At 68.8% G+C, this 18,032-nt stretch carries 17 protein-coding genes and 1 pseudogene; 9 read left to right on the plus strand and 9 right to left on the minus strand.

The genetic code is table 11. The features are described 5' to 3' along the window. Nucleotides 1-7 precede the first annotated feature (7 nt). From thiL to ribE, 3 genes are read right to left on the minus strand one after another with little or no spacing between them, the layout of a single operon-like run. On the minus strand, nt 8-1,015 hold the full coding sequence (thiL, locus tag F793_RS0104955; RefSeq protein WP_018882714.1) for a thiamine-phosphate kinase: 1,008 nt from the start codon (nt 1,013-1,015) through the stop codon (nt 8-10). Between the two features lie 25 nt (nt 1,016-1,040). Beyond that, complete coding sequence (gene nusB, locus F793_RS0104960) at nt 1,041-1,568, minus strand: transcription antitermination factor NusB (RefSeq protein ID WP_018881511.1); 528 nt, start codon at nt 1,566-1,568, stop codon at nt 1,041-1,043. A gap of 17 nt (nt 1,569-1,585) precedes the next feature. Beyond that, nucleotides 1,586-2,071 carry a 6,7-dimethyl-8-ribityllumazine synthase gene (gene ribE / locus F793_RS0104965; protein ID WP_018875807.1) on the minus strand — a complete coding sequence of 162 codons (486 nt, stop codon included), beginning with the start codon at nt 2,069-2,071 and terminating at the stop codon, nt 1,586-1,588. Nucleotides 2,072-2,672: 601 nt separating this feature from the next. Here ribE and F793_RS14140 point away from each other — a divergent pair. Then, nucleotides 2,673-2,900, plus strand: a pseudogene (locus F793_RS14140) (hypothetical protein). Nucleotides 2,901-3,123: 223 nt separating this feature from the next. Here F793_RS14140 and ribBA read toward each other — a convergent pair. Together ribBA and F793_RS0104975 are read right to left on the minus strand one after the other, a co-directional pair. Then, nucleotides 3,124-4,230, minus strand: coding sequence for a bifunctional 3,4-dihydroxy-2-butanone-4-phosphate synthase/GTP cyclohydrolase II (gene ribBA / locus F793_RS0104970; protein WP_018867828.1), 1,107 nt, complete (start codon nt 4,228-4,230; stop codon nt 3,124-3,126). Between the two features lie 27 nt (nt 4,231-4,257). Continuing rightward, complete coding sequence (locus F793_RS0104975; RefSeq protein WP_018867829.1) at nt 4,258-4,941, minus strand: riboflavin synthase; 684 nt, start codon at nt 4,939-4,941, stop codon at nt 4,258-4,260. A gap of 73 nt (nt 4,942-5,014) precedes the next feature. Between F793_RS0104975 and F793_RS13980 the strand changes: the two genes are divergently transcribed. Continuing rightward, complete coding sequence (locus F793_RS13980) at nt 5,015-5,254, plus strand: hypothetical protein (RefSeq protein ID WP_155985266.1); 240 nt, start codon at nt 5,015-5,017, stop codon at nt 5,252-5,254. Between the two features lie 52 nt (nt 5,255-5,306). On the opposite strand, the gene ribD is transcribed toward F793_RS13980, so the two are convergent. From ribD to F793_RS0104995, 4 genes are all read right to left on the minus strand, one after another. After that, nucleotides 5,307-6,482, minus strand: coding sequence for a bifunctional diaminohydroxyphosphoribosylaminopyrimidine deaminase/5-amino-6-(5-phosphoribosylamino)uracil reductase RibD (ribD, locus tag F793_RS0104980; RefSeq protein WP_018867830.1), 1,176 nt, complete (start codon nt 6,480-6,482; stop codon nt 5,307-5,309). Beyond that, nucleotides 6,482-7,063 (minus strand): transcriptional regulator NrdR, encoded by a 582-nt coding sequence (nrdR, locus tag F793_RS0104985; RefSeq protein ID WP_026279321.1) that lies wholly within the window; start codon nt 7,061-7,063, stop codon nt 6,482-6,484. Before nrdR ends, ribD begins: the two co-directional genes overlap by 1 nt. A gap of 30 nt (nt 7,064-7,093) precedes the next feature. Continuing rightward, nucleotides 7,094-8,353 carry a serine hydroxymethyltransferase gene (gene glyA, locus F793_RS0104990; protein ID WP_018867832.1) on the minus strand — a complete coding sequence of 420 codons (1,260 nt, stop codon included), beginning with the start codon at nt 8,351-8,353 and terminating at the stop codon, nt 7,094-7,096. Nucleotides 8,354-8,625: 272 nt separating this feature from the next. Beyond that, nucleotides 8,626-9,420, minus strand: coding sequence for a transglutaminase family protein (locus F793_RS0104995; RefSeq protein ID WP_018867833.1), 795 nt, complete (start codon nt 9,418-9,420; stop codon nt 8,626-8,628). A 151-nt stretch (nt 9,421-9,571) separates the two neighbouring features. On the opposite strand from F793_RS0104995, the gene F793_RS0105005 reads away from it, so the two are divergent. The 7 genes from F793_RS0105005 to F793_RS0105035 all read left to right on the plus strand — a co-directional run bounded on the left by F793_RS0105005 (nt 9,572) and on the right by F793_RS0105035 (nt 17,855). Beyond that, nucleotides 9,572-10,594 (plus strand): TAXI family TRAP transporter solute-binding subunit, encoded by a 1,023-nt coding sequence (locus F793_RS0105005; RefSeq protein ID WP_018882713.1) that lies wholly within the window; start codon nt 9,572-9,574, stop codon nt 10,592-10,594. Next, nucleotides 10,587-13,370 (plus strand): TRAP transporter permease, encoded by a 2,784-nt coding sequence (locus F793_RS0105010; protein ID WP_018882712.1) that lies wholly within the window; start codon nt 10,587-10,589, stop codon nt 13,368-13,370. The genes F793_RS0105005 and F793_RS0105010 overlap by 8 nt, the downstream gene beginning before the upstream one ends. Before the next feature lie 30 nt (nt 13,371-13,400). Then, nucleotides 13,401-13,805, plus strand: a complete 405-nt coding sequence (locus F793_RS0105015; protein ID WP_018867836.1) for a DUF302 domain-containing protein — start codon at nt 13,401-13,403, stop codon at nt 13,803-13,805. A 19-nt stretch (nt 13,806-13,824) separates the two neighbouring features. Continuing rightward, the gene (glcE, locus tag F793_RS0105020; RefSeq protein WP_018878850.1) at nt 13,825-14,934 is read left to right on the plus strand and encodes a glycolate oxidase subunit GlcE; all 1,110 of its coding nucleotides are present in this window, start codon (nt 13,825-13,827) and stop codon (nt 14,932-14,934) included. 4 nt (nt 14,935-14,938) lie between these two features. Then, nucleotides 14,939-16,204, plus strand: coding sequence for a glycolate oxidase subunit GlcF (gene glcF / locus F793_RS0105025; protein WP_018877880.1), 1,266 nt, complete (start codon nt 14,939-14,941; stop codon nt 16,202-16,204). A gap of 64 nt (nt 16,205-16,268) precedes the next feature. Next, nucleotides 16,269-17,453: an alanine--glyoxylate aminotransferase family protein gene (locus F793_RS0105030; RefSeq protein WP_026280908.1), complete on the plus strand. Its 1,185-nt coding sequence runs from the start codon at nt 16,269-16,271 to the stop codon at nt 17,451-17,453. 72 nt (nt 17,454-17,525) lie between these two features. Continuing rightward, nucleotides 17,526-17,855: a hypothetical protein gene (locus F793_RS0105035; RefSeq protein ID WP_018867840.1), complete on the plus strand. Its 330-nt coding sequence runs from the start codon at nt 17,526-17,528 to the stop codon at nt 17,853-17,855. The last annotated feature ends 177 nt before the right edge of the window (nt 17,856-18,032 follow it).

Raw genomic sequence — 18,032 nt, forward strand, 5'->3', positions numbered from 1 at the left:
CCTGTCCCTAGTGTTCTTCGGTGTCCGCGAAATGATCGTGCCCCGCCCGCGTCACGTCCAGTCGCCGCCCGTCCGCGTCCTCGACGACCACCGCGTCACCCTCCGTGCATTCCCCGATCACGGTCAGCGGCACATCCACGCTGAAGGCCAGCAGATCCAGCGATTCCCCGGCCGGCAGTGCGAACAGCAGTTCGTAGTCCTCGCCTCCGCCGAGCGCATACTCGCGGGCCTGATCGTCCGGGATCTGTGCCAGCAACGGATCGCGGGGGACGGCGGGCCAGTCGACCCGCGCGCCACAGCCCGACGCGGCACACAGGTGCCCGAGATCCGCCAGCAGGCCGTCGGAAATATCGATAGCCGCCCGGGCACGGTTCCGCAGGCCGCGCCCCAGGGCCAGCCGCGCCCGGGGCCAGAACAGCCGGTCGCAGGCCGGCTCCCGGGCATCGGCGGGCAGAGCCGCGCCCGCGGCGCCCCGCGCCCGCCGGGCGGTCTCGTGGGCAAGCCCGAAGGCCGCCCCGCCCAACGCACCGGATACCACCAGTCGGTCGCCGGGCCGGGCCCCGGCCCGGCGCAGGGCCTGGCCCGCGGGCGCGGTACCCAGCACGGTCACGCTGATTGCCAGAGGGCCCCGGTTGGTATCCCCGCCTACCAGCGGGATACCAACCTCTTCGGCCAGCGCCAGGAAGCCCTCGCTGAAACCCGCCAGCCAGTCATGATCGACCCGTGGCAGGGTCAGCGACAGCAGCGCGCCCAGCGGCTCGGCCCCCATCGCGGCCAGGTCACTGAGGTTGGAAGCCAGGGCCTTGTGCCCGACGCTCGCCGGCGGGTGATCGGGGAAAAAATGGGTACCCTCAACCAGGGTGTCGACAGTGACGGCCAGCTCGTGGCCGCTCGCCACAGCCAACAGGGCGGCATCGTCCCCGATGCCAAGCCGAACGCCCTCGGCGTTCACGTCCGCCGACGGCGCACCGAAATAGCGCTGGATCAGGTCGAACTCGGAGTCGGTGCCGGCCATGGCCGTGCTGCGGAGCCTCGCGAGATCAGCGCGGCGTGGCGCGCTCGGGACCGCGCAGCTCGGCGGAGAGCCGGTCCAGCACACCGTTGATGTAACGATGCGACTGCTCCGCACCGTAGCGCTTGGCCAGGTCCACGGCCTCGTTGATCACCACGCGGTAGGGCACCTCGATACGCTCGGCCAGCTCCCACTGACCCAGCCACAGCAAGGCATGCTCCACCGGGTCGAGCTGGTCCAGCGGGCGGCCAAGGTACGGCTCCATGCGGGCATCCAGGGCCTCGCGGTCGCGGGTCACGCCGATCAGCAGTTCGCGGAAATACTCGGCATCCGCCTTGGCGTGTTCCTCGTCGTCACGGAACTCGGCCAGGATGTCCTTGGGGTGGGCGCCGGTCATCTGCCAGGAGTAGAGCGCCTGCATGGCGCGGCGCCGCGCGAACGAGCGCGCATGGCGCGCCCGCTGCTCGGGCGTGCTGCGCGGGCGCTTGGCGCGGGCGCCGCCCGCGCCCTTGGCGGCCGGACGGTCGGGTTGGGAGGGATTGCCAGGTTCGGTCACGTCGGTTTCGTGCTCGCTCAGGCGCCGCCGCGCAGCTGCCGCATCAGGCTGACCATCTCGATCGCGCCCATCGCGGCATCCGCGCCCTTGTTGCCGGCCTTGGTGCCGGCGCGTTCAATCGCCTGCTCGATGGAGTCCGTCGTCAGAACACCGAAGCTGATCGGCAGGTCCTCGGCCATCTGCACCTGGGCCAGGCCCTTGGCCGCCTCGCCGGCGACGTAGTCGAAATGCGGGGTGGAGCCACGGATCACGCAGCCCAGGGCAATGACCCCATCATACTGCCCGGAACGCGCCATCGCCTGCGCCGCCAGCGGCAGCTCGTAGGCCCCCGGCACACGGGCGATGGTCAGATTCTTTTCCTGCACGCCATGGCGCTTCAGGGTATCCACTGCGCCTTCCAGCAGGCGCTCGACGATCAGGCTGTTGAAACGCGCCAGCAGCAGGCCATAGCGATGGTCGGCGGCGTCGGTGAATACGCCTTCCAGGGTCTTGATGTCGTGCATGGTTTCATTCCGATTGAGACGGAGACGAGGCGGCCGTTCGGGGCCGACCCGCGGGGCCGAGTTGCAAAGGCCGCCTAGTGTAGCACCGCGAACCCGCGCGGTAGAGCGCGCCCGCACGAATCGGGCGACGGGCCGCCTGCCATACCGCTGACTGGCCCTGCATTTGGCGCCAGTATTTTCAGTGGCCTCGGCCCGGGGTCCTGCCCGGTCATGTCTACCCTTCGTTCATCGTTCGGTGTTTACCGTGCTTTCGTCTGGCCACCTGCCTCGTGGTGGCAGGTCCTGGTTCGGCATCCGGTGTTTACGGTGCCTTCGGTCCGCAACCTGCCAGGCGCTGACTCGCCAGCGCGCCCCGAGGTACTTCTTTGCTCGTGCAAAGAAGTACCCAAGAAACACGCCCGACTGCCGCGACCCCGGCCCGCTGCGCGGGCCGGGGCTTCCCTCGCTTCGAGGGTTTTCGCGGGCGGCGCTGAACTCGCTGCGCCTGCGGCTCCGCTCAGACATCCAGCGCCTTGTCTCCCGCGAAAACCCTCTCCGCTCGGCGCGACGACAACGGGGAGGCAGGTCCAAACAACGGCTAGTCCAGCGATATAGCTAGTGGATGTTGGCTGGGCCTTCGGACATCCTGGGCTCGCTCGGCCTTTGGCCGTTGCGTGCCGCGCCCGCCAGCGGGCGCCGGGGCGCCGGGGGCTTTCGGGTGGCAATGCCCGTGCTAAGCCGCAGTGTGTGAAGACCGCTGGTTTTGACCTTCGCCTCCCGTATGGAGCCCCTCGCGGAGGGCGTGATGGGCCGGCCCGTTTTCCATAAATTCGGGGCGCTGGATGTCTGAGCGGAGCCGCAGGCGCAGCGAGTTCAGCGCCGCCGGCCCAGCACGTCCGGAGCGAGGTTCCCGGGCGAAATCCGGGTGCCCTTCTTTGGGTCCTTTCTTGGGCAAGCAAGAAAGGACCTCGCGGCGCGCTGGCGAATCAGCGCCTGGCAGGTTGCGGACCGAAGGCACCGTAAACACCGAGCGACGAACCATGGCCAGCCACCACGAGGCAGGCGGCCGGGGGCTACTCGTGGACGTAGTCCACCACCTCAAGGCCGAAGCCGCCGAGGCCGTGGAAACGCTTGGGTGCGGACATCAGCTTCATGCGGCCAACGCCACAGTCGGCCAGGATCTGGGCCCCGATGCCATACATGCGCCACTCGGCGGAGTTCTCCCGCCCACTGCGCTCTTCCGGCGCCGGCTGGCCGATATGCTCCAGACGCTGGGCCAGGGCCTCCGGGCTCTCGTGCTTGCGCAGCACCACCACCACACCCTCGCCGGCCGCGTCGATCCGGCGCAGGGCATCGTCCAGCGGCCAGCCACGATCCGGACCGGCGTAACCCAGCGTGTCGTACAGCGTGCTTTCCAGGTGGACACGCACCAGGGTCTCCTGGTCCGGCTTCGGCTCCCCGCGCACCAGCGCGAAATGCAGCTCGTGATCCACCTCGTCCTCGAACGCCAGCAGGCGGAATTCGCCATGCTCGGTCGGGAACGGACGCTCCGAAACCCGACGCACGGTCTTCTCGTTCTCGATGCGATAGCGGATCAGGTCCTCGATGGTGCCCATTTTGAGATCGTGCTCGGCGCAGAAGCGTTCGAGATCCGAACGCCGCGCCATGCTGCCGTCCTCGTTCAGGATCTCGACAATCACCGCCGCCGGTTCGGCCCCGGCCAGGCGCGCCAGATCGCACCCGGCCTCGGTATGGCCGGCGCGCACGATGACCCCGCCGGGCTGTGCCATCAGCGGGAACACGTGCCCCGGCTGGACGATATCCTCGGGCTTCGCGTTGGGCGCGACCGCGGTCCGGATGGTGTGTGCGCGATCATAGGCCGAGATGCCGGTGGTCACGCCCTCGGCGGCCTCGATCGACAGCGTGAAGTTGGTGCCGTGCACGTCATTAGTGTCGGTCACCATTAGCGGCAGCGCCAGCTGCTTGCAGCGCTCGCGGGTCAGCGTCAGGCAGATCAGGCCGCGGCCGTACTTGGCCATAAAGTTGATGTCCTCGGGCCGCGCGTGCGAGGCCAGCATCAAGAGGTCGCCCTCGTTCTCGCGGTCCTCGTCGTCGACGATGACCACCATGCGTCCGGCCTGCAGTTCCTCGAGGATGGTTTCGGTACTGGAAAATTCCATGCGTGCCTTCGGTCGGGGGCCGTGCGTTCAGTCGCGCGGCCCGGATTGATTGGGAAAGCCCTGTTCAGCCAGCCAGGCCTCCGACAGGTCGCCCGCCTGCGCGCCGGGCTCGGCCGCCCGCTCGCCCAGCATCAGACGCTCCAGATAGCGGGCGATCAGGTCGACCTCGAGGTTGACCGGGGTGCCCACCGTATAGACGGCGAAGCGGGTCAGGGACCAGGTATGCGGGATGATGTTGACCTCGAACTCGGCGCCGTCCACGCGGTTCACGGTCAGGCTGGTGCCATCAATGGTGATCGAGCCCTTGGCCGCGATGTAGCGGGCCAGTGCCGGTGGCGCGCGAAAGCGCACGCGGGTCGAGCGCGCATCGGGCTCCATCGCCACCACCTCGCCGACGCCGTCGACGTGCCCGGACACCATGTGCCCGCCCAGGCGGTCGCCCAGGGCCAGCGCCCGTTCGAGATTCACCCGGTCCCCCGGTTCGAGATGGCCCAGCGTGGTCACCTCCAGCGACTCGCGCGAGACATCGGCGGCAAAGCCGCTGCCCGCCAGGTCGGTCACCGTCAGGCAGACCCCGTTCACCGCGATCGAGTCCCCCAGCCGGGTGTCCGACAGGTCCATCCCGGTCGCGTTCACGTGCAGCCGCACGTCGCCACCGCTGGGGGTCTGGCGCTCCAGGCTGCCTAGGGTCTCGATGATTCCGGTAAACATGGACGTCCGCTCGTTCCGGGGTGCCCGCACGAACCGCGCCGGGCTGCTCGCCGCCCATCATAGGGAAACCCTAATGAGTTCGCACCACGCCCCGGACGTTTGCCCGGTTCCTAGACGGAAAACCCTTGTTCACCACGAAGCACACGAAGGCACGAAGAAGGGACAGGTCAAGGACGATCTACAGGAAGATAAGAAGACTGGAAGGATGATTGGGTTTGAAACGGGGTACACATCGGCCTCGCATGGGCAGGCCATGACCACCCCCTATTCTTCTTTACCGAAAAACCCTTCCGATCTTCCCATCTTCCTGTGAATCGCCTTTGACCTTCTTCGTGCCTTCGTGTGCTTCGTGGTGAAATCGGCCTTCACGAACGCGGGTGGGCGCGCAGGCGCAGGGTTTCGCCGACCCAGCGGGAATCGACGATCTCGAGTTCGGCGCGCTCGGACATGCGGGCCAGCGGCCACTCGACCAGAGGGCGAGCATTGGAGCCCATTAGCAGGGGGGCCTGGTAGATCAGCCATTCGTCGACCCAGCCACCGCGCGCAAGCGCGCCGGCCAGACCCGGTCCGGATTCCACGTGGAGCTCGTTGACCTCGGCGCGGCCCAGCTCCGCCAGCACCGCGCCCAGATCCAGCCCGCCCTCGGCGGATTCCTCCGCCAACGGCACGGGCCGGACCTCCGCCCCTCGGCCGCGCAGGGTGTCCGCGGCCGGCGAGTCCGCGGCATCGGGCCCCGTGAGGATCCAGACCGGTCCCTCGCGCAGGATCTGCGCGCCCGGCGGCGTCCGCAGGCGGGCGTCCAGGATCACCCGCAGGGGCTGACGTCCCGGCAGGTCGTAATAGCGGGGGTCGTCCGGAAATCCGGCATGGGCGGCCAGGTCGAACGGCTTCATGCGCACGTTCAGGCGCGGGTCGTCGGCGACCACGGTGCCGCTGCCGGTCAGGATCGCGCCCGCGCGGGCCCGCCACTGCTGGACGTCGCGGCGCGCCGCCTCGCCGGTGATCCATTGCGACTCGCCGGAGGCCATGGCGGTACGCCCGTCGAGGCTCGCGGCAAGCTTGACGCGCACCCAGGGGCGTCCCTGCTCCATGCGCCGCACGAATCCGGGATTCAGGGCACGCGCCTCGGCCTCCAGCACGCCGCTGTCGACCGGGATACCTGCTGCCCGCAGGGCCTCGATCCCGCCGCCACAGACCTGCGGGTTGGGGTCCTGCATGGCGATCACGACCCGGGCTACCCCGGCGCCGATCAGGGCATCGGTGCAGGGCGGAGTCCGGCCGTGATGGCTGCAGGGTTCCAGGGTGACGTAGGCGGTTGCGCCACGCGCGGCCTCGCCGGCCGCCCGCAGTGCGTTCACCTCGGCATGGGCCTCGCCGGCCTTCCAGTGCAGTCCCGCGCCGACTTCGCGTCCGTCGCGCACGATCACGCACCCGACCCGCGGGTTCGGGTCCGCGGTGAAGCGGCCGTAGTCGGCCAGCTCCAGGGCCCGCGCCATGTAACGGCGGTCCGTGATCGCCTGCTCGGTCGTGGGTGCTTCCATCACTCCCCCCTGGACGAGTCACCACTCCCCGGTGGCACCTGCGGGCCGCCCGCCGCCGATTCCGGGGCAGGACCGGGCGCCTCCTCGTCGATCAGGCGCAGCTGCGAGCGGCGCATCTCCGGGCTGAGGTCTTCCTCCAGCCGTTCGATGGCCTCGCGGAAGGACTGCACGCTGGCGAAGCTGAGATAAATGGAGGCAAACCGGATATAGGCCACATGGTCGAGGCCGTGCAAGGCGGCCAGGACCATTTCGCCGATCCGGTCGGATTTCACTTCGGGGGCGGTGAGCGCGGACAGCTGGCGCTTGATGTCGTCGATGACCCGCTCGACATCGTCGGTCTTCACCGGGCGCTTGTGCAGGGCCCGACGCAGACCGCTGCGCAGCTTCTCCTCGTCGAAGGCGACGCGTTCGCCGGAGCGCTTGACCACCCGCGGCAGGCTGAACTCCGCCCGTTCGAAGGTGGTAAAGCGCGCCCCGCAGGCGCGGCACTGGCGCCGGCGCCGGATCTGTTCCTGCTCCGGGCCGGCCACCCGCGAATCGACCACGCGGGTATCCTGATCATGACAGGACGGACAGCGCATCCCGCGCCCGCGACCCGTGACTCGCCGAGATTATTCGGGCGCGCCGTAGACCGGGAAGCGGCGGCAGATCTCGACGACCTTGTCGCGGGTCGCGTCGATCACCTGCTCGTTCTCGTGGTCGTCCAGCACGTCGGCGATCCAGCCGGCCAGCTCGCGCGACTCGGCCTCGGTAAAGCCACGCGTGGTCAGCGCGGCGGTGCCGATGCGGATGCCGGAGGTCACGAACGGCGACTGCGGGTCATTCGGCACCGCGTTCTTGTTGACCGTGATGTTGGCGCGACCCAGCGCGGCATCCGCGGCCTTTCCGGTCATGCCCTTGGACACCAGGCTCAGCAGGAACAGGTGGTTGTCGGTGCCTCCGGAGACGATGTCGTAGCCGCGTTCGACCAGGACCTCGGCCATCGCGCGGGCGTTGGCGATCACCTGCTTCTGGTAGGTCTTGAATTCCGGTTCCAGGGCCTCCTTGAACGCCACCGCCTTGCCGGCGATCACGTGCATCAGCGGGCCACCCTGGGTACCCGGGAAGATCAGCGACTGGAACTTCTTGTTCAGCTCCGGCTGACCCTTGGTGATGATGAAGCCGCCACGCGGCCCGCGCAGGGACTTGTGCGTGGTGGAGGTGACCACGTGGGCGTGGTCGATCGGGTTCGGGTATTCGCCCGCGGCGATCAGGCCGGAGACGTGGGCCATGTCCACCATCAGGTAGGCGCCCACGGAATCGGCGATCTCGCGGAAACGCTTCCAGTCGACCACGCGCGAGTAGGCGGAGAAGCCGGCGACGATCATCTTCGGCTGGTGCTCGGTGGCCAGACGCTGGACCTCGTCGTAGTCGATCAGGCCCTCGTCGGTGATGCCGTACTGCACCGCGTTGTAGATCTTGCCGGAGAAGTTCGGCTTGGCGCCGTGGGTCAGGTGGCCACCGGCGTCCAGGCTCATGCCCAGCACGGTGTCATGCGGCTGCAGCAGGGCCATGTACACGGCCGCGTTGGCCTGCGAGCCGGAATGCGGCTGCACGTTTGCGTAGTCGGCGCCGTAGAGCTCCTTGAGACGGTCGATCGCGAGCTGTTCGACGATATCCACGTACTCGCAGCCACCGTAGTAGCGCTTGCCCGGGTAGCCCTCGGCGTACTTGTTGGTCAGCACGGAGCCCTGGGCCTCCATCACGCGCGGGCTGGTGTAGTTCTCGGAGGCGATCAGCTCGATGTGCTCTTCCTGGCGCTGCGCTTCCTTGCTGATGGCGCCCCAGAGTTCGTCGTCGTAACCGTGGATACTCATGTCGATCGAAAACATTCGGTTCTCCCGTTCAAGGCTTCGGATTCGGCGGATTGCGGCGCGCCCGCCGGAAGGCGGCACTGCCGTCAAAAAGGCCGCTTATCATACGTCATCCGGCCCCTCTTTTCAGACCGGGCGGCTCCCGGGGCGCCCACCACGACGCCTCGCGAACGCTCCGAAATTGCGGGTTTCGCGAGCCCGATCAAGTACTTTGATGCCGGTCCCTTCGGCGCGGACGGGGCCGGCTCAAGCCCCTTCCCGTGACCGTGGAATACCGCGCCCGGCGCGCGTCAGGCGGGTGCTTCGATGCGATGGACATCCACGTCGTGGCGGACCGGGTAGACCGGGAGCCCGAACTGGTTGTAGATCGCCACATCCGCCGCGTCGCGGCCATAGCCCACCACCACATAGCCGCCCCGCAACTCGGGCTGGGTCGCATCGAAGCTGTACCAGCGACCGCCGACGAAGGCCTCGAACCAGGCGTGCATGTCCATCGGCTGCAGGCCGTGCAGATACCCGACCACCATGCGCGCCGGGATACTGAGACTGCGGCAAAGGGCGATGCCCAGATGCGCCAGGTCGCGGCACACCCCACTCCCGCGCTGGTTCACCTCCACCGCCGAGATCGGGATGTCGCTGGTGCCGGGAAGATACTCGATGCGGTCACGCAGCCATTGCTCAATGGCGGCCACCTGGTCGTAGCCCAGCCACTGCCCGGCGGTGATCTCGGTCGCCATGCGATTGAAACGGTCCGATTCGCAGAAGCGGCTGGGCAGCAGGTAGCCAAGGGTCGCGTCCGGCAGGGCCTGTACCTCGACAAACGGGGCGCCGGGGGCGCGATCCAGGGCATCGGCCGTCTGCACCTCGGCCGCTGTGTGGATCGAGAACGGCCCCGGCGGCGCGACCAGACGCTGGCAGAGATTGCCGTAGACATCCACGAACTCGGTCACCGGGGCGTTCGGCACCAGGCGATACTCCTCGCGCGCGATCCACTGCAGCGGGCCGCTGCGCGGGCGCAGCATCAGCACGAACGGTGTCGGGACGGGGATCTCGAATTCGAAGTCACAGCGGGTTTCAAGCCACATGGGGCAATGCCTGCGTCGGATGGAGGCCTCACCCTACGCGCCGCTTGACCGCAGAGCCAGAAAAACCTTGCCGCGTTACCCGGACCGGCGGGCGTGTACATTACGGCCCGATTCCCTACACTCGCGATACCGCCTGTTCCCGGGAGAACACATGCGAGGATCCGCCGTGCACCGCATCCCGACACGTCGCCTGACCCGCGGGCTGCCGGCCCTGGGCCTGAGCCTGGGCCTGAGCCTGGCTTTGTTGCTGCTCGCGCCCCTGGCGGCGGCCGAGCAGCGCTTCATCAACATCGGTACCGGCGGTGTCACCGGGGTCTACTACCCGGCCGGCCAGCACCTGTGCCGCCTGTTCAACACCCGCCGCGACGAACACGGGATGCGCTGCACCGCGGAAAGCACCGGGGGCTCGGTGTTCAATCTGAACATGGTGCGCTCCGGCGACATGGATTTCGGCGTGGCCCAGTCGGATCTGCAATACCACGCCTACCACGGCAGCGGCCGCTTCGAGGCCTTCGGGCCGGCCACGCACCTGCGGGCCATGTTCAGCCTGCACCCGGAGCCCCTGACCCTGGTGGTGCGTCCCGACGCGGAGATTGCCGGACTGGATGATCTGCCGGACAAGCGCGTGAACATCGGCAACCCCGGATCCGGCCAGCGCACCCTGATGGAAGAGCTGATGGAGAAGCTCGGCTGGGATCACGATACCTTCCGCCGGGTCAGCGAGCTGCCCTCGCGCGAGCAGGCCCAGGCCCTGTGCGACAATCGCATCGACGCCTTCGTGTTCTCCGTCGGCCACCCCTCGGCGGCGATCCAGGAGCCCATCGCCACCTGCGATGCGCGCCTGGTCTCCATCGAGGGCCCGGCCATCGAGGAGCTGATCCGCTCGACCCCCTACTACCTCACCGCCGTGATCCCCGCCGATACCTACCCAGGGCAGGACCAGGACATCCGCACCTACGGCGTGGGTGCCACCCTGGTCACCTCGGACCGCACGTCGAATACCGCCGCCTTTGAACTGACCCGCGCCGTGTTCGAGAACTTCGAGACCTTCCGCGGCCTGCACCCAGCCTTCAGCGGGCTCGAACGCGAGGGCATGGTGGACGAGGGCCTGTCCGCGCCCATGCACCCCGGCGCCCGACGCTACTTTCGCGAGGCAGGACTGATCGATGACTGATACCCGAGCCCAGGATGCCGCCAGCCCGGAAGACCGTCAGGTCGCCGAGCTGGAGACCGGCGGCCGCCACCCCGGCCGCGCGACCCGCAGTCTCATCTGGATCACGGCCGTCGCGTGGTCGCTGTTCCAGATCTGGATCGCCGCGCCGATGGCCGACTGGGTGGATGTCTTCGTGGTCTCCGAGACCGAGGCCCGCTCCATCCATCTGGCCTTCGCGATCTTCCTCGGCTACCTGCTCTTCCCCGCGGTACGTCCCACCGCCCGCGGCAAGGGCTGGCAGCACGCGATCGGCATCCTCTATGCCCTCGGCGGCCTGGCCCTGATCGCACTAGGGCTATGGCAGCTGCTGGGCCTTGAACGCCTCGGCGAGGTCTATCTGGCCCTGGGCATTGCTTTGGTAGTAGTGGCCTGGCCCCTGCTGCGCGGGAACGACCCCGTGCATCGTGTGCCCCTGGGCGACTGGGTATTCGCCGCGGTCGCGGCCTTCAGTGCGCTCTACCTCTACCTGTTCCACGAGGCGCTGGCGGCGCGCCCTGGCGCCCCCACCGAGCTGGACCTGGTCATGGCCGGGATCGGTCTGATCCTGCTGCTGGAGGCGACCCGCCGCGTGCTCGGCCCGGCGCTGACCATCATCGCGGCGATCTTCCTGTTCTACACCTTCGCCGGGCCGCTGATGCCCGACCTGATCGCCCATCGCGGCGCCAGCTACCCGCGCGCGATGGCGCAGCAGTGGCTGTCCAACGAGGGGGTGTTCGGGATCGCGCTGGGGGTCTCCACCAGCTTCGTGTTCCTGTTCGTGCTGTTCGGCGCGCTGCTGGAACGCGCCGGCGCCGGCGACTACTTCATCCGCGTGGCCTTCTCCCTGCTCGGACACCTGCGCGGGGGGCCGGCCAAGGCCGCGGTGATGGCCTCGGGGATGACCGGGGTGGTCTCCGGTTCGTCCATCGCCAATGTGGTCACCACCGGCACCTTCACCGTGCCGCTGATGCGCCGGGTCGGTTTCGCGCCGCACAAGGCCGGCGCGGTGGAGGTGGCCAGCTCGGTCAACGGCCAGTTGATGCCGCCGGTGATGGGGGCCGCCGCCTTCCTGATGGTCGAGTACGTCGGCATCCCCTACGTGGAGGTGCTCAAACACGCGATTCTGCCGGCGCTGATCGCCTATATCGCGCTGATCTATATCGTGCATCTGGAGGCCTGCAAGAACGGCATGGAGGGGCTCCAGCGCGCCACCGTGACCACCTGGCGCGGGCGCCTGATCAGCTTCGGAATCACCGTCTCCAGCCTGATCATCCTGGCCGCCGCGGTGTACTGGGGGCTTGGCTGGATCAAGGAGGTGGCCGGCGACGCCGCCGCCTGGATCATCGCCGGCCTGCTGTTCGCCGCCTACCTGATCCTGCTGTGGATCGTCGCCCGCGAACCCGAGCCGGAACCCCTGGACACCGAGCAACCCCTGCCGCGCGTGCTACCCACGGTACTGGGCGGTCTGCACTATGTGCTGCCGCTGGTGGTGCTGGTCTGGGCCCTGGTAGTGGAGCGCCTGTCGCCGGGGCTGGCGGCGTTCTGGGCGGTGGCCTTCATGATCTTCATCGTCCTGACCCAGCGCCCGCTGGTCGCGCTGTTCCGGCGTCAGGGCCGGCTGCTGCAGGCAACCTGGGTCGGGGTATGGGAGCTGTTCCAGGGCTTCGAGACCGGCGCGCGCAACATGATCGGCATCGGCCTGGCCACCGCCGCGGCCGGGATTATCGTGGGCACCGTGGCGATGACCGGCGTCGGGCTGGTGCTGACCGACCTGGTCGACACCCTGTCCGGCGGCAACCTGCTGCTGGTACTGGTGCTGACCGCAATGATCAGCCTGGTGCTCGGCCTGGGCCTGCCGACCACCGCGAACTACATCATCGTGGCGACCCTGATGGCCCCGATCATCGTCGATCTGGGGGCCCAGCACGACATCCTGATCCCGCTGATCGCGGCCCACCTGTTCGTGTTCTATTTCGGCATCATGGCCGACGTGACGCCGCCGGTGGGCCTGGCCTCGTTCGCCGGCGCGGCGATCGCGAAGGCCGACCCGATCCGTACCGGGATCCAGGCCTTTATCTACAGCCTGCGCACCATCGCACTGCCGTTCTTCTTCATCTTCAACAGCCAGTTGCTGCTGATCGGTGTGGACAACGTGTTCCAGCTGACGCTGGTATTCCTTGGCTCGCTGGCCGGGATCCTGGCCTTTACCGCAGCCACCCAGGGCTGGTTCCTGACCCGCAGCCGCTACTGGGAATCCGGCGCCCTGCTGGTGGTGGCCTTTGTGCTGCTGGTGCCCACGGTACTGATGGACCGCATCGCACCGCCCTTTGAGCACCAGCCGCCGGAGACCCTGCTGGAGGTCGTCGAGACAATCCCCGATCGTGACTCGCTGCGCGTGGAGGCCACCGGCATCGACCTGGAGGGCCGCGAGATCACCCGCACGGTGATGTTCCCACTGGGCAGCCCGGATCTGGCCCCGCGCGAACGCCTGGCCGATGCCGGCCTGGACGTGCGCTTCGATCCCGACGCGCAGAAGGCGCAGATTCAAACGGTTGCTTTCGGCAGCCCGGCCGGCCGGGTAGGCTTGGAGGGTGGCTGGGCCATCACCGGCGTGCTGGTGCCGACCGACCGTCCGAGTCCGTACTGGTTCTACCTCCCCGCGCTGGCCCTCGGACTCCTGGTCGCCTGGAATCAGCGCCGGCGCACGCCCCCACCGGGAGGCGGGCCATCCGCCGACGCCCCGGCGCTGTCGGCGTAACCCGACCTCACCACGAACGGAGGACCCGCGATGGAACAACCTCAATACGGCTTCAACGTGATCGTGCCGGGCGCGATCGATCAGGTGATCGAGCGCACCACGGCCGCCCTGGGCGAGGAAGGCTTCGGCATTCTCAGCGAGATCGACGTGGCCGCGGCCTTCAAGAAGAAACTGGACCTGGATCATCGGGCCTACCGCATCCTCGGCGCCTGCAACCCGAACCTGGCCCGCCAGGCGATCGAGGCGGATCCGAACATCGGGCTGCTGCTGCCCTGCAACGTCCTGGTACAGGACAACGAGAACGGGACCTGCACGGTCGGCTTCATGGACCCGGTCGCGGTGATGGGTCTGGTCAACAAGCCCGGTGTCGAGGACCTTGCTCAAGATGTGCGGCATCGCCTGGAACGGGTACGCCTGACACTGGAGACGGGCTAGTGGGCCGCGCCCGCATCTGATGGAACCCGGAACCGACCAGTCCTTGCTACTGGCCGAGCGCATCCGTTCGGCCAGTGCAGCCGGCCACCGCCTGGCCATCACCGGCAGTGGCAGTCAGCGTGCCCTCGCGTTCCCCGAAGGATATCCGGCGGGTGTGCAGCTGCTGGAGGCAGGCCGCCACCACGGCATCGTCAATCTGGCCCCCAGCGAGCTGGTGGTGACGGTGCGTGCCGGCACACCGGTGATGGAATTGCAGGCCGCGCTGGAAGAGGTCGGCATGATGCTGCCCTTCGAGCCGGCCATGCCCACCCCGTCCAGCACCGTGGGCGGCATGGTCGCCCTGGGGCTGTCCGGCGCGCGCCGCCCCTGGACCGCCAGTCTGCGTGACGCGCTGCTGGGTACGCGCATCGTGAACGGCCGCGGCGAGATCCTGCGCTTCGGTGGCGAGGTCATGAAGAACGTCGCCGGCTTCGACGTCTCGCGCCTGATGGCGGGCAGCATGGGCAGTCTGGGCCTGCTGCTGGAAGCCAGTTTCAAGCTGCTCCCCGCCCCCGCCTACCAGGCCTGGCTGCGCCGCGAGGCCTCCGCGGCCGAATTCATCCAGCAGGCTCGGGACTGGGGACGCACCGCCCTGCCCTTCTCCGGCCTGGCCTGGGCCGACGGGATCACCCGGATCCGCCTGGGCGGTGGGCAGGAGGCCGTGCAGGAGGCCGCCGAGCGCCTGGGCGCGGATGCCGATCTGGAGGGTCCGCCCTTCTGGACCCGGCTGCGCGATCGTCACCTGCCGTTCCTGACCGGTTCGGTGACCGGCGACGAACGCCTGTGGCGTCTGAGCCTGCCGCCGGCGACCCAGCCCCTCGACCTGCCGGGTGAGTGGCTGATGAACTGGGGCGGCGGCGAGCGCTGGCTGCGCTCCAGCGCGGCCCCGGAAACGGTCCGCACGACGGTCGCAGACGCGGGCGGGCATGCCCGGCTGTGGCTGGGCAATCCCGCCGGCGGCTCCTGGCTGCATCCGCGCCCCGCGCCGCACGCGCGCCTGGAAGGGGAAGTCCGCGCGGCGATGGACCCGGACGGGGTATTTTTCGCCCCACTGATTGCCCCCCATCCACGCCCCGCCCGGGCGAGCTGAGACCATGGAAACCCGCCTGCACCCCCGCTTCGAGAACGACCCGGCGGCGCGCATCGCCGAGGACGCGCTGCGCGCCTGCGTGCACTGCGGCTTCTGCAACGCGACCTGCCCGACCTATCAGGAACAGGGCGACGAGCTGGACGGCCCGCGCGGCCGGATCTACCAGATCAAGGAGGTCCTGGAGAGCGGCGAGGCCAATGCCACGACGCGCACCCATCTGGACCGCTGCCTGACCTGCCTCAACTGCATGACCACCTGCCCCTCCGGCGTGGACTACAACCACCTGGTGGCGGTGGGCCGCGAGGTCGTCGAGCGCGACCTCGACCGCCCCTGGCGCGAGCGGCTGCTGCGCGGCCTGCTGGCGCGCGCCCTGCCGGCGCGCTGGCCGTTCCGTCTGGCCCTCGGGCTGGGGCGTCTCGCCCGCCCGGCCCTGCCCGCGCGACTGAAGCGGCGCGTGCCGCCGCGCCAGGCCACCGGGACCGTACCCCGGCCCGCCAACGGTGCTGCGGGACCCGGCTTCCAGCATGGGCGCGTGCTGCTGCTGGGCGGCTGCGTGCATGACGCCATCGACGCCCGCATCAACGCGGCCCTGCGCCACCTGCTGGCCCGCCGCGGCGTCGAGGTAGTGGAGACCGGGGCGGCCCGCTGCTGTGGAGCGGTGGAACACCACCTGGCCTTCGAGGAACGGACCCGCGCCCGGGTCCGCGCCAACCTCGACGCCTGGGAACCGGTCCTGGAGCGCGGCGTCGACGCGGTCGTCAGCACCGCCAGTGGCTGCGGCGTGCTGCTACGCGACTACGGGCACATCCTGGCCGACGACCCGACGTACGCCGAGCGCGCGGCCCGGCTGGCGGCACGGGTTCGCGACCCGGTGGAACTGTTCGACGCCGAAAGCATCCGCGAGCTCGGGATCCGCGCACCGGCCGATCACCCACCAGTGGCCTGGCACGCCCCCTGTACCCTGCAACACGGCCAGGCCCTGCCCGGGCGCGTGGAACCGCTCCTGCAGGCCGCCGGTTTCAATCTGGTTCCGGTCATCGAGCCGCACCTGTGCTGCGGCTCTGCCGGCACCTACTCGATCCTGCAGCCGGAGATGGCAGGTCGGCTTCGCCAGCGCAAGCTGGACAACCTCGAGGCCGCGGGCCCCGCGCGCATCGTCACCGCCAACATCGGCTGCCAGACCCATCTGCAAAGTGGCACGGACACCCCGGTCGAGCACTGGCTCACGCTGCTCGAGCGTCACTGTCCGGCAACTCCCGCCGGTGCGTAGGGGCGCTTGCCCGCGCCCCGGCGGCGATCTAGATTCCCCCTTTTCCAATCCGGTAGACGCATCCATGCAGGCAAAATCCTTTCTCCCCCCGCAGCGCACCCTGATGGGCCCCGGCCCCTCCGATGTGAACCCGCGTGTTCTGAGCGCGATGAGCCGCCCGATCATCGGCCACCTGGACCCGGTTTTCGTCGGCATGATGGAGGAGATGAAAGGCCTGCTGCAGTACGCCTTTCAGACCAGTAACGCGCTGACCCTGCCGGTCTCCGCCCCCGGCTCCGCCGGCATGGAGACCTGCTTCGTGAACCTGGTCGAGCCGGGCGACAAGGTGATCGTCTGCATCAACGGCGTGTTCGGCACGCGCATGAAGGAAAACGTCGAGCGCTGTGGCGCCACTGCCGTGGTGGTCGAGGACGACTGGGGCGCCCCGGTCTCCCCGCAGAAGGTCGAGGACGCGCTGAAGGGCAACCCGGATGCGAAGATCCTGGCCTTCGTGCACGCCGAGACCTCCACCGGCGCGCGCTCGGACGTCGAGACCCTCTGCCGGCTGGCGCGCGAACACGACTGTCTGAGCATCGTCGACTCGGTCACCGGCCTCGCCGGCAGCCCGCTGTACGTGGATGACTGGGGCGTGGATGCAATCTACTCCGGCTCGCAGAAATGCCTGTCCTGCACCCCGGGCCTGTCGCCGGTCAGTTTCAGCGAACGCGCGGTAGAGCGCATCCAGGCGCGCAGCCACAAGGTCCAGAGCTGGTTCCTCGACCTGAACCTGGTCATGGGGTACTGGGGCGGCGGCGGCAAGCGCGCCTACCACCACACCGCCCCGATCAACGCCCTGTACGCCCTGCACGAATCGCTGGTAATCCTTGCCGAGGAAGGCCTGGAGAACAGCTGGTCGCGTCACTGCCGCCACCACGACGCCCTGCGCGCCGGCCTTGAGGCCATGGGCCTGAGCTTCCTGGTGGATGCCAAGCATCGCCTGCCGCAGCTCAATGCGGTGCACGTGCCCGAGGGCGTGGACGAGGCCGCGGTGCGCGGCGAACTGCTGAACCGCTACGGCCTGGAGATCGGCGCCGGGCTGGGACCGTATGCCGGCAAGGTCTGGCGTATCGGCCTGATGGGCTACGGCGCGAACGAGAAGAACGTCCTGCTGTGCCTGTCCGCGCTGGAGGCCGTGCTGGCCGACATGGGGGCCGTCACCCCCGGCCGCGCGATGCCCGCCGCCCGGGCCGCCTACGCGCAGCAGGGCTGAACCCACCGATCACCGGTCGCCGCCGCGCCCATGCGCGCTGGCGGCCACTCGAGACCCAACGGGAGGCGCATCATGACGCTAAGCGAACTGCTGCAGTACCTGGATGAACACATGGACGGCGTGTTCCTGGACGGCGACCCTGCCGCGTCGCTGGAAAAGGCGCGCAGCGGCGAACACCGCAACCCCATCGCGGCCGAGGTCCTGGTCGCGCTGATGGACGGGGCCGGCGCCGACAGCCCGGACACCACCCTGGAACGCGCCGAGGCGGTCAAGGCCATTGGCCCGACCCGCCTGAAGTACATGGGCGATGACGCACCCGTGGAGGGCTTCCGCCTGGTGGAGAAAACCATCGTCACCATCGACGCCGCCTACAACGAAGAGGCGCTCGCCTCCCGCGGCTGATCCCGCCCGCTAAGGCGTCATCCCGGAAACCGCGCAGCGGTTGTCCGGGATCTCCAACGCCGGGGCAGATCAGGGCGATGGGGCTTCCGCGAAGCGGGGATCCCGGCTCTTCGCTGCGCTACGGCCGGGATGACGCGAGGTGTTTCCCTAGATGTGATCTCTCAATAGGTTGTCCAC

This window comes from Thioalkalivibrio sp. ALE22, assembly GCF_000381445.1.
Lineage (GTDB): Bacteria > Pseudomonadota > Gammaproteobacteria > Ectothiorhodospirales > Ectothiorhodospiraceae > Thioalkalivibrio.

Bases quoted from the DNA above. Each gene is read 5' to 3' on its own strand.
- thiL (WP_018882714.1), bottom strand. From the start codon at position 1,015: ATGGCCGGCACCGACTCCGAGTTCGACCTGATCCAGCGCTATTTCGGT.
- ribE (WP_018875807.1), bottom strand. From the start codon at position 2,071: ATGCACGACATCAAGACCCTGGAAGGCGTATTCACCGACGCCGCCGAC.
- ribBA (WP_018867828.1), bottom strand. From the start codon at position 4,230: ATGGAATTTTCCAGTACCGAAACCATCCTCGAGGAACTGCAGGCCGGA.
- F793_RS0104975 (WP_018867829.1), bottom strand. From the start codon at position 4,941: ATGTTTACCGGAATCATCGAGACCCTAGGCAGCCTGGAGCGCCAGACC.
- F793_RS13980 (WP_155985266.1), top strand. From the start codon at position 5,015: ATGAGTTCGCACCACGCCCCGGACGTTTGCCCGGTTCCTAGACGGAAA.
- ribD (WP_018867830.1), bottom strand. From the start codon at position 6,482: ATGGAAGCACCCACGACCGAGCAGGCGATCACGGACCGCCGTTACATG.
- nrdR (WP_026279321.1), bottom strand. From the start codon at position 7,063: ATGCGCTGTCCGTCCTGTCATGATCAGGATACCCGCGTGGTCGATTCG.
- glyA (WP_018867832.1), bottom strand. From the start codon at position 8,353: ATGTTTTCGATCGACATGAGTATCCACGGTTACGACGACGAACTCTGG.
- F793_RS0104995 (WP_018867833.1), bottom strand. From the start codon at position 9,420: ATGTGGCTTGAAACCCGCTGTGACTTCGAATTCGAGATCCCCGTCCCG.
- F793_RS0105005 (WP_018882713.1), top strand. From the start codon at position 9,572: ATGCGAGGATCCGCCGTGCACCGCATCCCGACACGTCGCCTGACCCGC.
- F793_RS0105010 (WP_018882712.1), top strand. From the start codon at position 10,587: ATGACTGATACCCGAGCCCAGGATGCCGCCAGCCCGGAAGACCGTCAG.
- F793_RS0105015 (WP_018867836.1), top strand. From the start codon at position 13,401: ATGGAACAACCTCAATACGGCTTCAACGTGATCGTGCCGGGCGCGATC.
- glcE (WP_018878850.1), top strand. From the start codon at position 13,825: ATGGAACCCGGAACCGACCAGTCCTTGCTACTGGCCGAGCGCATCCGT.
- glcF (WP_018877880.1), top strand. From the start codon at position 14,939: ATGGAAACCCGCCTGCACCCCCGCTTCGAGAACGACCCGGCGGCGCGC.
- F793_RS0105030 (WP_026280908.1), top strand. From the start codon at position 16,269: ATGCAGGCAAAATCCTTTCTCCCCCCGCAGCGCACCCTGATGGGCCCC.
- F793_RS0105035 (WP_018867840.1), top strand. From the start codon at position 17,526: ATGACGCTAAGCGAACTGCTGCAGTACCTGGATGAACACATGGACGGC.